Annotated in this window: 10 protein-coding genes; 4 read left to right on the forward strand and 6 right to left on the reverse strand. The window is 63.5% G+C overall.

Translation table 11 applies throughout. From position 1 onward, the window contains the following. Positions 1-81 precede the first annotated feature (81 nt). Together PVE73_RS08735 and PVE73_RS08740 are read right to left on the reverse strand one after the other, a co-directional pair. Positions 82-1,323, reverse strand: a complete 1,242-nt coding sequence (locus PVE73_RS08735; protein ID WP_277366561.1) for a saccharopine dehydrogenase family protein — start codon at positions 1,321-1,323, stop codon at positions 82-84. 38 nt (positions 1,324-1,361) lie between these two features. Further along, positions 1,362-2,465, reverse strand: a complete 1,104-nt coding sequence (locus tag PVE73_RS08740) for a carboxynorspermidine decarboxylase (RefSeq protein ID WP_277366562.1) — start codon at positions 2,463-2,465, stop codon at positions 1,362-1,364. Positions 2,466-2,694: 229 nt separating this feature from the next. On the opposite strand from PVE73_RS08740, the gene PVE73_RS08745 reads away from it, so the two are divergent. The 4 genes from PVE73_RS08745 to PVE73_RS08760 all read left to right on the forward strand — a co-directional run bounded on the left by PVE73_RS08745 (position 2,695) and on the right by PVE73_RS08760 (position 9,322). Then, positions 2,695-4,536 (forward strand): sensor histidine kinase, encoded by a 1,842-nt coding sequence (locus PVE73_RS08745; RefSeq protein ID WP_277366563.1) that lies wholly within the window; start codon positions 2,695-2,697, stop codon positions 4,534-4,536. Further along, entirely contained in the window at positions 4,533-5,882 is a 1,350-nt protein-coding gene (locus PVE73_RS08750) for a sigma-54 dependent transcriptional regulator (protein ID WP_277366564.1), read from the forward strand. Before PVE73_RS08745 ends, PVE73_RS08750 begins: the two co-directional genes overlap by 4 nt. A gap of 209 nt (positions 5,883-6,091) precedes the next feature. Next, complete coding sequence (locus tag PVE73_RS08755) at positions 6,092-7,069, forward strand: TAXI family TRAP transporter solute-binding subunit (protein ID WP_277366565.1); 978 nt, start codon at positions 6,092-6,094, stop codon at positions 7,067-7,069. A 75-nt stretch (positions 7,070-7,144) separates the two neighbouring features. Beyond that, positions 7,145-9,322, forward strand: coding sequence for a TRAP transporter permease (locus tag PVE73_RS08760; protein WP_277366566.1), 2,178 nt, complete (start codon positions 7,145-7,147; stop codon positions 9,320-9,322). Positions 9,323-9,385: 63 nt separating this feature from the next. On the opposite strand, the gene PVE73_RS08765 is transcribed toward PVE73_RS08760, so the two are convergent. The 4 genes from PVE73_RS08765 to PVE73_RS08780 all read right to left on the reverse strand — a co-directional run bounded on the left by PVE73_RS08765 (position 9,386) and on the right by PVE73_RS08780 (position 13,887). Beyond that, positions 9,386-10,081 (reverse strand): thioredoxin family protein, encoded by a 696-nt coding sequence (locus PVE73_RS08765; protein WP_277366567.1) that lies wholly within the window; start codon positions 10,079-10,081, stop codon positions 9,386-9,388. A 16-nt stretch (positions 10,082-10,097) separates the two neighbouring features. Then, positions 10,098-10,343, reverse strand: a complete 246-nt coding sequence (locus tag PVE73_RS08770) for a hypothetical protein (RefSeq protein WP_277366568.1) — start codon at positions 10,341-10,343, stop codon at positions 10,098-10,100. Positions 10,344-10,672: 329 nt separating this feature from the next. After that, entirely contained in the window at positions 10,673-13,195 is a 2,523-nt protein-coding gene (locus tag PVE73_RS08775) for an NAD-dependent epimerase/dehydratase family protein (RefSeq protein ID WP_277366569.1), read from the reverse strand. 221 nt (positions 13,196-13,416) lie between these two features. Beyond that, on the reverse strand, positions 13,417-13,887 hold the full coding sequence (locus PVE73_RS08780; RefSeq protein WP_277366570.1) for a hypothetical protein: 471 nt from the start codon (positions 13,885-13,887) through the stop codon (positions 13,417-13,419). Positions 13,888-14,091: the final 204 nt, after the last annotated feature.

Here is a 14,091-nt window from a genome sequence, read left to right on the forward strand (position 1 = left end):
GCCTCCACTCCAGCCAGCATCTTGAATCACAAAACCTCCGAAATCGGAATCCCCTCCGATTCAGACACAACCTGAACCGCTCTAGCTGAAACTTAGCTGACGATCGCCCTGCTCGTCGCGAATGCGGGTCGTCAGGCCGAGCTTGCCGAGAAGATCGAGGAAAGGCCGCGGCGGCAGTTCCTCCACATTGGCCATTTTCCCGACATCCCAGGTTCCCTGCGCGATTAGCATGGCCGCTGCGACGGGCGGCACGCCGGCCGTATAGGAAATCCCCTGGCTGCCCACTTCCTGATAGGCCTCGCGGTGGTCGGCCACATTGTATATGAAGACCTCGCGCCCGGCGCCGTCCTTCCGTCCCTTGATGAGATCACCGATGCAGGTCTTGCCCGTATAATCGGGTGCCAGCGAGGAAGGGTCCGGCAGCACTGCCTTCACCACCTTCAAAGGCACGACCTCGAGTCCCTCCGCCGTCTTGACCGGCTGCTCGGACAACAGGCCGAGATTCTTCAGCACCGTGAAAACGGTGATGTAGCGCTCGCCGAAGCCCATCCAGAAGCGGATGTCCGGCACGTCCAGATTGCGGGAGAGCGAATGAATCTCGTCATGGCCGGTCATGTAGGTCGTGCGGTTGCCGACGACCGGCAGGTCCCAATCCCTGCGAATCTCGAACATCCTGTTGGAGGTCCACCGGCGGTTCTGCCACGACCAGACGACGCCGGTGAATTCACGGAAATTGATCTCCGGGTCGAAATTGGTGGCGAAATAGCGCCCGTGATCGCCGGCATTCACGTCGATGATGTCGATGGAGTCCATCGAATCGAAATATTCGTCCCGTGCAAGCGCGGCGTATGCGTTGACGACACCGGGATCGAAGCCCGCGCCGAGAATGGCCGTGATGCCGGCCGCCTCGCACGCTTCTCTGCGCTTCCATTCGTAATTGCCGTACCACGGCGGAGGCTCACAGATCTTGAGCGGGTCCTCATGAATGGCGGTATCGATGTAGCTGGCTCCCGTGTCGATACAGGCGGCCAGCACCGACATGTTCACGAAAGCCGATCCGACATTGATGACAATGGAACTGCTCGTCCTCCTGATCAGCGCCTTGGTGGCCTCGATATCCAGCGCATCCAGTCCGTGGACACCAAAGAAACCGGGCGTCTTCATGCTCTTCTTTTCATGCACGGACGCGCGTATCGCGTCACATTTCGCCACCGTGCGCGATGCGAGATTGATGTCGCCGAGCACATCGTTGTTCTCTGCGCATTTATGCGCCACGACTTGCGCCACACCTCCAGCGCCGATGATGAGGACGTTCTTCTTCATTTCCTCGGGAACACTCCTTCTCTAGCCCCAGGTTGAGTTCAGGAAAGACTTCTCTCGTAGTCTGCGAATGTGAATTCGCGCACCAGGTTAACGCTTCCGTCAAGCTCGCGCACTGCGATGGACGGCATCTGCACGCCGTTGAACCAGTTCTTCTTCACCATGGTGTAGCCAGCCGCATCTTCAATCGAGATGCGGTCGCCGATTTCCAGGGGGCGGGGAAACCGGAACTCTCCGAAAATGTCTCCTGCGAGACAGGATTTGCCACAGACCACGTAGCTGTGGGCCCCCTCATCCGGGGCGATATGCGCACGCTCCCGATAAATGAGCAGGTCGAGCATATGCGCTTCGACCGAACTGTCCACGACGGCGATTTCCTTCTGGTTGGAAAGCCTGTCGAGGACCGTCACTTCCAGCGTCGTGCTGTTCGTGACGGCGGCTTCGCCCGGTTCCAGATAGACCTGTACGCCGTACTTGTCGGAAAACTCCCGCAGCCGCCGGCAGAAGATGTCGAGCGGGTAGTCGGGTCCGGTGAAGTGGATACCGCCTCCGAGGCTTATCCATTCAACCTTTTCGAACAAATGGCCAAACCTCTCTTCGGTCTTCGCCAGAAGGTCGCCAAAGAGCTGAAAGTCCTCGTTTTCGCAGTTGTTGTGGATCATGAAGCCGTCGATGCGGTCGATCATGGCCTCCACCTTCTCCGCGTCCCATTCGCCCAGCCGGCTGAAGGGCCGCGCGGGATCGGCAAGATCGAACCCGGAGGAGCTGACACCCGGATTCAGCCGAAGGCCGCGCGGGATGTCCGCCGCCTGCCGGCCGAAGCGCTCGAGCTGCGAGATCGAGTTGAAGATGATCTTGTCGGCATGGCTGATGACCTCGCCGATCTCGCCATCGGAAAAGGCGACGCTGTAGGCATGGGTTTCGCCGCCGAAGCGCTCCCGCCCGAGCCGCACCTCGTTCAGAGATGATGAGGTCGTGCCGTCCATATGCTCGCGCATGAGATCGAAGACGCACCAGGATGCAAAGCACTTCAGCGCCAGCAGCACCTTCGCGCCGGATTCCGATCTGACCTTGTCGATCTTCTCCAGATTCGGGAGGAGCTTTCCTTTGTCGATCAGATAATAGGGTGTGCTGATTTCGGACATCTGGCAGCCTTTGTTCGTCAGGTGGCCGTGGTGTTAGCAATACCCGCAGAATTGATCTAGGCCTGTGCTGACCATGCGTGTCGCCAGGTTGATGTTCGGAGGACCAAATATTCAGCGGGACCAGTGCGAGGCGCGGCGGTGACTTGTCACGCGCTCGCGAGTCCGGAGTTGTCTGGCCTCGTCTGCCGGTATATTGCTCTCCAGCGAGGCTGATGCTCCGGGTACCGCGTTGAAGAAGATCGTCGTCAGGGGGCGCTGGGTTCTCGCAGCCCTCCTGCTCTCCGCGCTTGCAGTACTGATCGCAGTGGAGGGTGGCGCCCTCGCCACGCGCGCTTATTTCGGCGAAGCGTATACGCGCGGCGAGACCACCTTGCGGCTGGCAGTGGCAGCGCTGCGCGGGCACCTCAACCGCTACGAGGCGCTTCCGGCACTGATCGCCGATCATGCGCTGATAAAGCGGCTGGTTATCGACCCGCAGGATTCCGGCGACCGCGCCGCCGCGAACGCTTATCTTAGCGCCATCAACACGCTGCTCGAATCCTCGGACATTTACGTGATGCTGACCGACGGCACCACAGTCGCGGCCAGCAATTATGACGGGCCGGCGAGTTTCGTGGGCGAGAATTTCAGCTACCGGCCCTATTTTCAGGAAGCGGTGCAGGGCCGGCAGGGGCGCTTCTTCGCGCTCGGCACCACGTCCCTCAAGCGTGGCTACTATTTTTCGGCACCGATCGTGGTGGACGCGGCAGTGCGGGGAGTCGTCGTCTTCAAGATCGATATCGACGCCATAGAGGCCTCCTGGCGTGGCGGGGACCACGAGATCATCGTGGCCGATCCCGAGGGCATCATCTTCATGACCGGCCGGCCGGAATGGCTCTACACCTCGCTTCTGCCGCTCACGCCCGACCGGCTCGCCCGCACCGAAGCTTCCCGTCGTTATGCGGATACCCGGCTGGAGCCGCTGTCCTTCCGGCAGGCGGCCGACCAGGGCTATGACCTGATGCGGATGCCCATCGATGGGCGGGACAGGGAATTCCTCGTCCTTTCGGAACAGATGCCGGAGGCCGGCTGGACGGTGCGCGTGCTGCTCGATACGGCTTCCGTGCGCTCGCAGACGTTCACCAGCGTCATGGTTGCGCTCCTGCTTCTTGGCCTTGCGACGCTCATCGGTTTCGTCGTTCTGCAGCGGCGGGCGCGTCTCTACGAGCGTATGCAGATCCAACGCCAGGCGCGCGAAGAGCTGGAACATCGGGTGGCCGAGCGCACGGCCGACCTTGCCGGAGTGAACAGCCAGCTCGAGAAGGAGGTGGCCGAGCGCCGCGCGACCGAAAGCCAGTTGCGCCGGACCCAGGCGGATCTTGTCCAGGCCGGCAAGCTTGCAGCCCTTGGGCAGATGTCGGCGGCCCTTTCCCACGAGTTCAACCAGCCGCTGGCGGCGGTGAAGACCTATGCGGACAATGCCGCCATCCTGATCGACCGCGATCGGCTGGCGGAGGCGCGCGACAACGTCACCCGGATTTCCAGCCTCACCGACCGTATGGCCACGCTCAGCCGCCATCTGCGCAATTTCGCCCGTAAGCCCAACCAGAAACTCCAGCCGGTGGCGCTTGCGGATGTCGTGGAGGATGCGCTTGAAATCGTCGCATGGCGGCTGAAGGCGGCGGGAACAGCCGTAACGGTCGATCTCGGGCCGGTGCCGCTTGCCGTGCGCGCCGGCCCGGTGCGCCTGCAGCAGGTGCTTGTGAACCTGCTCTCCAATGCCGCGGACGCGGTGGAGGCGCTGCCCGAGCGCAGGATCGTGCTCACTGCCCGGCAGGAAGAGCACAAGGTGGTGCTCGCCGTGCACGACAACGGCTCCGGCGTCGCCGCGGCCATCCGCGAGCGTATCTTTGATCCATTTTTCACGACCAAAGGTGTCGGCAAGGGGCTGGGGCTGGGCCTGTCGATCACGTACAACATCGTCAAGGACTTCGGCGGCGAGCTTTCCGTCGCCGACGATCCGGAGGGCGGGGCGGTCTTCACCGTCGTCCTCGATGCCGCCCGCATGCCCGCGCGAGAGGCTGCGGAATGACTGCCGGGACGATCCTGCTCGTGGACGACGAGGAGGAACTGCGCCGCTCGGCCGCGCAGTCGCTCGATCTTGCCGGCTTCGAGGTCAGGAGCTTCGAGGGCGCCGAGCGGGTGATCGATCATGTCGGCTACGGCTTCAACGGCGTCGTCGTCACCGATATCCGCATGCCGGGCATGGACGGCATGTCATTGATGGGGCGCATCCGCGAGATCGATACGGACATCCCGGTCATCCTCATCACCGGTCATGGCGACGTCCAGCTTGCGGTGAAGGCGATGCGGGAAGGCGCGTATGATTTCATCGAGAAGCCGTTCACCGCGCATGCCCTGGCCGATACGGCCGCCCGCGCGCTCGATCGCCGCGCGCTGGTGCTCGAGAACCGGCGTTTGCGCGCGGCTGCGGGCAAGCGCGACGATGTGGAGGCGCGGCTGCCCGGCCGGAACCCGCTGATGGTGGATTTCCGTCATCGCTTGCGCGCCGTGGCGGGAACCGATGCCGACGTGCTCATCATCGGCGAAACGGGCACGGGCAAGGAAGTGGCGGCCCGTGCCCTGCACGATGTCAGCCCGCGCGCCGACCGGCCCTTTGTGGCGATCGACTGCGCCGCGCTGCCGGCCACCCTGATCGAGAGCGAGCTTTTCGGCCATGAGGCGGGCGCCTTCCCCGGCGCCATGCGCGCCCGCTACGGAAAGTTCGAACATGCGCGCGGCGGAACGGTGCTGCTGGACGAGATCGGCTCGATGCCGCTCGACCTGCAGGCCAAGCTCCTGCGCGTGATCCAGGAGCGGTCGATCACGCGGCTCGGCTCCAACGAGGCGGTGTCGCTCGACGTGCGGTTCATCGCAGCCAGCAAGACAGATCTGCAAGCGGAGGTGGCGGCAGGCCGCTTCCGACCGGACCTGCTCTACCGGCTCAACGTGGTCACCCTGCGCCTGCCGGCGCTTGCCGCGCGACGGGGGGATATACCGCTTCTCTTCCTGCAACTCGCGCGCGAGGCTGCCGCGCGCTATCATCGCGAGGATCTGGAGGTGCCACCCGCCATCGTGGCCGACGTGGCACGGCGCGACTGGCCGGGCAATGTGCGCGAATTGCGCAATGCCGCCGATCGCTATGTGCTGGGCCTTGGAATGGACATGGAGGCGGTCGCCTCGCAGCCAGGGGAGGAGGGACGGTTAGCCGAGCGCGTCGCCGCTTTCGAGAAGAGCGTGATTGCCGCTGCTCTCGATGCGCATGGCGGCAACCTGAGGCCCGTCTATGAGGAACTCGGCATCTCCCGCAAAACGCTCTATGAGAAGATGCAGCGCTACGGTCTCGACAAGCGGGAGCACAAGACACTGCGTCTCTAACAGTGTCCGATGGGCGGCATCTCACACATCCGTCCCCCCTTTTGTTACGATTTCCACCCATCACAGTTCGTCCGTCATCGAATTTTCCCGGCTCGGGCCTATGTGTGCTTGAAAAGCCCCGTACTCGTGCTGCCATAGGATACCGGTCCGACTGCGGCAGGATGCTGCGGTCGAAACGGCACATTCGTTCGCACTCAGGGAGGATTGCCATGCGCATGCTCGTTTTGGCCGCGTTGAACGCGGCAGCACTCGCCCTCGCCGGGCCGACGCTCGCCCAGGACAGGGAGGACTGGCCGTCGAGCCTCACGATAGGCACGGCAAGCCAGGGCGGCACCTATTTCATCTACGGCACGGGTCTCGCCGGCATGATCTCCAGCGATCTCGGCATCAACGCCTCTGCCGAAGTCACGGGCGGCCCGGTGCAGAACGCCACATTGGTGGAAACCGGCGACCATCAGATCGGTCTCGTCACGATGGGACCGGCCTACGAAGCCTGGACGGGCGAGAGCGAATTGGCTCCGGGCGTGGAGCACAAGAGCTTGCGCGCGCTCTTCCCCATGTACCAGACGCCCTTCCAGGGTGTGGCGCTCAAGTCCTCCGGCATCGATTCGGTCGACGACCTGGACGGCAAGCGCGTCTCCGTCGGGCCAGCGGGCGGCACGGCCGCCACCTATTGGCCGCGCTTCTTCGAGATCGTCGGCGTCAGCCCGGAGGTGAGCTATTCCGGCGCCAACGATGCGATCGGGCAGGTGAAGGATGGTCTCATCGATGCCTTCGCCTTTGCTGCCGGCGTGCCGATTGCCGCCTTTGCGCAGATCGCGGCCGAGAACGACGTCAACATCTTCGGCTTCACGCCGGAGCAGCAGAAGGCGATCCTGGATGCACGTCCGGAACTTGCCGCCTTCGAGGTGCCTGGCGGCCTCTACGAGGGCTTCCCGGACCCGCAGCAGACGGTCGCGATGTGGAACTTCGCCGTGGCCCATGAGGACATGCCGGAGAACCTCGCCTACGAGATCACCAAGCTGGTGATGGAAAACAATGATCGCATGAAGGCGATCCATGCCAGCGCGGCCGAGACCGTGTCCGAGAATATCGATAAGAACACCTTCCTTCCCTACCATCCCGGCGCGGTGCGCTATTATGAGGAAAAGGGCGTCACGATCCCCGACGAGCTGAAGGGCCAGTAGAAGCATCTCGCTCGTCAGGTGCAGGCGGCGGCCCGGCTGCCGCCTGCCCGTCCATCCGGCGACAGGGAGGAAGCCATGTCCGGTGCCGAGAAAAAAGAGGCCAAGAACAGCACCACGGTCATCGCCAAGGGCGTGGACGAAGAGCCGCTGGCCACGAACCAGCGCAGCCACAGGGGCTCCCTCGGCTATGCGGTGGCGGTGATGGCCATCGTCTACACGGCCTTCCACATCTTCGTCATGAACCTGTATCCGCTGGAGCCGTGGACCTATCGCATGCTCCATGTCTGCGGCGGACTGCTCCTGGCCTTCCTCGTCTATTCCTCGAGCGATGTCGTTGCCGAGGCGCCGGCAGATGACCGTCGCAATCCGCTCGAATGGCCGCTCCTGGCAATCGGCGTTGGCGGGATCGGCTATGGGGCCGCCATGATCGCCTATGCCTGGGCCGGATGGTGGACAGCCGGCATCGCCCTGCCGCCAAGTTTTGTCTTTTCCACCTTCGGAATCCCGCTCCTTGCGGGAACTGTCGCATCGGTGCTTTCGGCCTGGTTCTTTCCACTGCGGGATGCGGAGCGCGCGCCGTGGCACGATTACATGCTGGGTGTGGCCTCGCTCGCCGTGCTCGGCTACATCCTGTTCAACGTCACCGCCCTGCGGCTTCGGGCGGGAACCGCGCTGGCGCAACCCGGCGACTTCTATGCAGCGCTGGTCGGTGTCATCCTGATCCTCGAAGTAACGAGGCGCGTGGCTGGGCTGGCGCTGGTCGCCATTGCCGGCATCTTCATCCTCTATTCCTTCGCCGGGCCTTACCTGCCGGGCTTCCTCACCCATCGCGGCTATGACGCGCAGCGGTTCTTCACCTACATCTTTACCGATCAGGGAGTCCTGGGCGATCCGATCGCGGTGTCTTCGACCTACATCATCCTTTTCATCACCTTCGCCGCTTTCCTGCAGGCTTCGCGCGTCGGCGACTACTTCGTCAACTTCGCCTTCGCCGCGGCGGGCCGGGCGCGCGGTGGACCCGCAAAAGTAGCCGTCTTCGCCTCCGGCCTGATGGGCATGATCAACGGCACTTCGGCCGGCAACGTGGTCTCCACCGGCTCGCTCACGATCCCTCTGATGAAGAAGGTCGGCTATCCCGCCCGCAGCGCCGGCGCCATCGAGGCCGCCGCCTCCTCCGGCGGGCAGATCATGCCGCCGATCATGGGGGCAGGCGCCTTCATCATGGCCGAGGTGACCGGCATCCCCTACACCGATATCGTGATCGCGGCGATCATCCCCTCGATCCTCTATTTCGCTTCGGTCTATTTCATGGTCGACCTGCAGGCGACCAGGCTCGGCATGAAGGGGCTGCCGAGGGAGGAATTGCCGATTTTCAAGGAACTGCTCAAGCAGGTCTATCTCTTCATCCCCATCATCATCCTCGTCTACGCCCTCTTTGCCGGCTATTCGGTGATCCGCGCCGGCACGCTCGCGATGATCGCCGCGGCGGTGGTGAGCTGGCTCACGCCGGACCGCATGGGCCCCACTGCTCTCGCCAGGGCACTGGACATGGCCGCACGCATGTCGCTGCAGCTCGTCGCCGTCTGCGCTTGCGCCGGCATCATCGTCGGCGTCATCGCGCTCACCGGTGTCGGAGCGCGCTTTTCCAGCCTCCTGCTCGCAATCGCCGCTCAGAACCAGCTTCTGGCGCTCTTTTTCGCCATGTGTATCGCCATCATTCTCGGCATGGGCATGCCGACGACGGCTGCCTACGCCGTGGCGGCCGCGGTGGTCGCGCCGGGACTGACCGCACTCGGCATCCCGGTGCTGACGGCGCATTTCTTCGTCTTTTACTTCGCGGTGATGTCGGCGATCACGCCGCCGGTGGCGCTTGCAGCCTATGCCGGCGCGGCCCTTTCAGGTGCTGATCCCATGCGCACTTCGGTCGAGAGCTTCAAGTTCGGCCTCGCCGCCTTCGTCGTCCCGTTCATGTTCTTCTACTCGCAGGCCTTGCTAATGCAGGGCGAATGGCTGGAGATCCTGCACGTCTTCGTGACCGCGAGCCTCGGCATCTACTTGCTGGCCGCCGCTGTGCAGGCGTGGTTCTTCGGACCGCTCAACGTGGTGCTGCGGATCGTCCTGCTCATCGGTGCTCTGGGCATGATCAAGGGCGGCTGGCTGACCGATTTCGGGGGCCTCGCCGTCGGGCTCGCGGTCTTTCTTTACCAGAAGCGCTTCGCCAGTCCGGGCATGATCGCACGCGGGGCCGACTGAACGCGCTCGACTTGATCGGACTTCAGTTCTGCGCCCTATCTGTGATGTCCGGCCATGCCCTGTTCAATATTCATCGTGCAGTCGGACCCAGCTCATGGTGCCATCACCTTCGTTGCGGCCCTTGGGGGTCAGGTCAAGCCAGTTGAAGGCGCCCATCAGCAGCTCGGTGCCGCGGTGATAGGTCGAATAGCTGTGGAAAATGTCGCCGTCCTCGTCCTTCACGAAAATGCTGACGCCGAACATGTCCGGGCTCTTGCGGATGGGCGTGAGACCGAAATTGTAGGTCGCACGGCCGGCGGTGCGATCCTCCTCCGTGAACGACACGCCGAAATCGTAGTTGAAGTCGCTGTCGCCCGAGGAAACCCAGGGGAAGGTCCAGGCCATCCGTTTCTTGACCTCATCGATCCGCTGGATCGGCGCGCGCGACACCGCGGCGAAGGCCAGGTCCGCATGCTCGAAATGCTGGCGTGCCGCGTCGACATGGTCGGCGGTGTACGAACAGCCAGGGCAGAGATGGTCCGAACCCGGCGTCAGCATGAAATGATAGATGGCAAGCTGACTGTGGCCGCCGAACAGGTCGCCCAGCGTGCATTCGCCGTCGGGCCCTTCGAAGACGTAGGGCTTCTCGATCCTCACCCAGGGCAGCTGCCGGCGCTCGGCGCGCAGCGCGTCGAGCTCGTGGGTGATGGCGCGCTCCTTGGCGAACAGCGCCTTGCGGGCGGTCAGCCACTCTTCCCGCGAAACGATCGGATGGTTCATGGTCGGTCTCCTTTGGTTATCGGTTCGATGCGCGCCCGGCGGTGGAAGCAAGCCTCAGCCAGGGCGGCAGGTGGAAGAGGCTCATCAGCAGGTACATCGCGGTCATGCCGTCGACCGGCAGAATGCCCGAACCTGCGGAGCAGAGCGCGATCCCGGCCGCATCGTGTGCCGCGATCAGGCCCATGAGGGCGAAGGTCGGCGAGGCGGCATAAGCGAGCCAGCCAGCCGTTGCGGTTCCGTTGTTCGCTGCTGACATTGCCATTCTTCGGCTCCCGGTCGATCGCCATTGCCTGCCGTTGCAGGATCGAGCGGGAATATAAAGCCGAGCGGTGGCCGGGTGAGAGTGACAAGTGTGACGGGATTTCGCTTTGCATCCTCCAGTGCCCGTCAGTTTTCCGCGGCCGTTGCCGCGGCGTCCTGCCGGACCAGAGAGTGGAGGCCTCGGCGCCGGTCACGTCCTTTTCGGTCGACTATCCTTTCGTCCCGGGATGGCCGTGGATACGGGTGGCGCCAGCAGCGCGCGCAAGTTCGATCTGTACCGGATCACCTGCCGCCATTGCGGAACGAACGGCCGGCGCATCGAGATCGTGTTCAGAAAACATAGCGATCCCAGCTTCCATAGTGTTCGCTGCTCCGCGTTCCAAGCGGCAGGCTGAGTGCGATTGCGAGAAGGCCGCAGATCACGCCGTTCCAGGCCGCCCCGGCAGTCGCGCCCGAAAGCATCCATGGTGCCGCGATGAGCCATAGACCGAAGAAGACGTTCAGGAACCGCAGCGGCCGCGCGACCTCGGCCATGGCAATCACCGCGACGGTGATGATCATCGCGCCCACCAGGTGATCGCTGTCGGCCATCGCGCCCTCGGTGCCGAAGACGAGGCGGGAGAACATGAGCCAGGCGCCGAGGACCGAGCTGGCGACCAGCGTCCACGGCACCGTCACGCCCAGCACGGATGCCTCGGCCTGCCTGCGCAGCGGCTCGCCGAAGCCGGCGCGGTCGTCCGCCTTGCCTCCGGCATCTGGGCCGCCCTGCAGGAAGGTGCGGATCAGCGGCCGGCCGGCGCGGTGGCTGCGCATCATGTACTGGCCCATGGCGACGACCTCGTCGACGGTCAGCGGAATCATCACCAGCATGGCGAAGGCGGCGATCAGGCAGAGCGTGCAATAGGTGCCGATCACGATCGGCTGAATGACGATGAAGAAGATCGAGACGCCGCCGAGCGGCACCACGAGAATGAAGAAGAACGCAACCATCCAGGGCATGGTGCGCCAGCGCTTGGAGGAGCCCATGACGCCCATCAGCGCTTCGATCATGTAGCTCGTCGCTCCCAGCCCGGCATCCGGGATCGGCCAGGCGCGCGAGACGTCGGAGGTGATGATGGATTCCGTCCCGTTCTGCGTGCCGTCGCCGGAGAAGAACGGCTCCCATATGTGATCCACATGGCCGAGCTGGTAGGCGGCCAGGTATCGGGCGACGAAGAAACCGAAGAGGCCGAGCGCAATGATCGGCAGGCGCTGGAGCCAGGAGGAGGGCGAATAGGTCCAGCCTGCCGGCATCTCGCTCTCGTCCATCATGCCTTCATGGCTCATGCCTGGCATCATCGGCACCAGCACGGAGAAGGTGATGGCCAACGCACCGACGATCGTGTCGTTGGCGTAGGCTGCGGCGCTCGGAGTCCAGAAGAAGAGGGGCGCAAAGAGCAGCCACAGGCCGACGATCGTCGTGCCCCATTGCGCCCACTGCAGCCTTGGGTTCAGCGCAAGCGAGCCGAACAGGATCAGGAGAAGCCCGCATACGATCTCGTTCCAGCCGGTGATGGCGTTGCGCAGAGCCGGTTCCCACAAGCCGCGCTCCTGCGTGACGTCGTGGGCCACGCCGGCAGCGATCTCCGGGTTGAACAGCGCGAACTGGAACGGGCTGGTCAGGAGCCAGACCCCGAGCGCGACGACGAGGAAATGCACCCAGAGCATGTGCAGCCGCATCTCGGCCATTTCGTGCATATGCCCCTGCATCGCCTTGCCGTCGCGGCCGGGATGCCCGGCGACCGGCCGGCCTTGCCCGGCGACCTTGGATGCGTTCAGCTTGTTTGCCCGGTACCAGCCATGCGGATCGGCCTTGAGGGCTTCGATCATCCCGGGCAGGGTTTCGCGCAGGGAGTGGGCCGGCTCCCAGCCGAGCAGCGTTCTGGCGCGGGTGATGTCCAGCGCATAGTGGTCGTCGGCTATGTCGACCATCCACGGTTTGATAAAGGAATCCTCGTCCAGGACTTCCTCTTCCATCCAGACCCCCGTCTTTGCGAGAGGCTTGGGAACATGCCAGGTCTCCCACGGCTCTTCGTGGATCAGCCGTCCGATCTCGCGCTGCATCTCGCCGTAGCCGATCGTTTCCGGCTCGCCCAACAGGAGCGGCAGCTCAGGCGGAAGCTCCCCGCGTCGCTCGACGAGCCGCAGAATCGCCTCGGCAAAATCGTCAAGATGAAGGAATGACTGCCCGGTCTCGAGGTCGCCTGGATAGGCGCGCGCCTTGGGACTCCGCTCGTAGATGCGGGAGATTTGGTGGGCAAGGAACGGATTGCTGCACCGGTTGTCATAGACGCCGGCCGGGCGCAGATAGACGACGGGAATGCTCCCGCGCCTCTGCGCGATCATCTCCTCGGTCTCCACCTTCGACGCGCGATAGGGCAGCTTCGGATCGAGCGGACGGCTTTCGTCGATCTTCTCGCCGGGCCGGGCGGCCTGATGCACCAGCATGGTGCTGGCGAACACGAACTGCTCGACCTCGAAGCTCTGTAGCCCGTCAAGCAGACGCCCGGTACCACGCACCGTGATCTCGTCGTATTTCGTGTTTTGCTCCCCCGTGAGGTCGAAATAGGCGGCGAGATGGATGACGGATGCGATGCGATTCCCGGCATGCTCGCGTACGCGTTCGAGTGCCGCTTTCACGCTGTCGTCCGAGGTGAGATCGATCTCGACGAAAAGCCCTGGCTCCGGGCCGCCCTTCGCGGCCTTCAGATCGAGTGAGACGACATCGAATTGCCGACGAAGCTTCGCGACAAGCGCACGGCCGAGAAACCCGCTGCCCCCGGTGATGATTACGGTATCTTTTTTCTCCGCCATCTTCGCTCCTTCGGACGGAAGGCCGCTTCGTGGTCAGCCCGTTGTCCTCGATCAAGATCGTCAGTTCCTCCTTACGGGCTCTCCTCGTCGAGAACTCGAACGTGGCCGGGGTGTTCCGGTGACCTGCTGGTTTCGATGTCCGCTTCCTGGAGCCGGGTTGCGCGCGTCTTGAAGGCTCACGCATGTCCGCGTGCCGTGCGTCCGCATGGACGCACGTCGCGCTAATCGCTCTCACGTTCGACACGGCTGGAGAGCCATTGATAGAGGCCCAGCGCCACGAGTGCCACCATCGCGGAGGCAAAGAGGGCAGCCGGGTAGATCACCTCGGGGATCTGTTCGCGGCTCGTCTTGAAAACCATCACCAGCGCCTCCAGGCTGGCGGCGATGACGATGATCGTGATGAACTTCGTAATCGAGCGCCGCGACTCTCTTGTGGAGCGCAACTCTCTTTTTCGGAACAACTCTTCCTCCGCAATGAAGGTGGCCGCCTCCACCACGGCAAAGCCGATAATCATCAGCCCTATGCCATCCAGCAAACTGCGAACGCGATCGACTATTTCGGCGTCGCTCGCAAAAACGCTGGCAGCGACTTCCCAAACCGCAAAGCTCACCAGGAGAATGGCCGAAAGCAGCAAAGTCGTCGTGGCCAAAGCGAAATACCCCAACGCGACCGTTTCATAGACTTTCTTCATTATACGCCTCTCATGCCGGCAATTCTCCATGGCAGCGTCGCACGGTCAGCACCGCGCCTTTCGAGGACCAGAGTCGATTGGTCGTGCCTTCAACAGACGGGAACGTTTCCGCTTAGCCGACGTTCCCCGGCCGCGTTCCAGCGGCGGGGCGACATTGCCTCGGCGGCGAGAAATCGCAGCCCGTCTCCTTCAGACAGACCGCAT

It is taken from the genome of Chelativorans sp. AA-79 (assembly GCF_029457495.1).
Classification (GTDB): Bacteria; Pseudomonadota; Alphaproteobacteria; order Rhizobiales; family Rhizobiaceae; genus Chelativorans.

Excerpts from the sequence above, each read along its gene's own strand:
- PVE73_RS08750 (WP_277366564.1), top strand. The coding sequence starts at position 4,533 with ATGACTGCCGGGACGATCCTGCTCGTGGACGACGAGGAGGAACTGCGC.
- PVE73_RS08765 (WP_277366567.1), bottom strand. The coding sequence starts at position 10,081 with ATGAACCATCCGATCGTTTCGCGGGAAGAGTGGCTGACCGCCCGCAAG.
- PVE73_RS08755 (WP_277366565.1), top strand. The coding sequence starts at position 6,092 with ATGCGCATGCTCGTTTTGGCCGCGTTGAACGCGGCAGCACTCGCCCTC.
- PVE73_RS08775 (WP_277366569.1), bottom strand. The coding sequence starts at position 13,195 with ATGGCGGAGAAAAAAGATACCGTAATCATCACCGGGGGCAGCGGGTTT.
- PVE73_RS08760 (WP_277366566.1), top strand. The coding sequence starts at position 7,145 with ATGTCCGGTGCCGAGAAAAAAGAGGCCAAGAACAGCACCACGGTCATC.
- PVE73_RS08770 (WP_277366568.1), bottom strand. The coding sequence starts at position 10,343 with ATGGCAATGTCAGCAGCGAACAACGGAACCGCAACGGCTGGCTGGCTC.
- PVE73_RS08735 (WP_277366561.1), bottom strand. The coding sequence starts at position 1,323 with ATGAAGAAGAACGTCCTCATCATCGGCGCTGGAGGTGTGGCGCAAGTC.
- PVE73_RS08740 (WP_277366562.1), bottom strand. The coding sequence starts at position 2,465 with ATGTCCGAAATCAGCACACCCTATTATCTGATCGACAAAGGAAAGCTC.
- PVE73_RS08780 (WP_277366570.1), bottom strand. The coding sequence starts at position 13,887 with ATGAAGAAAGTCTATGAAACGGTCGCGTTGGGGTATTTCGCTTTGGCC.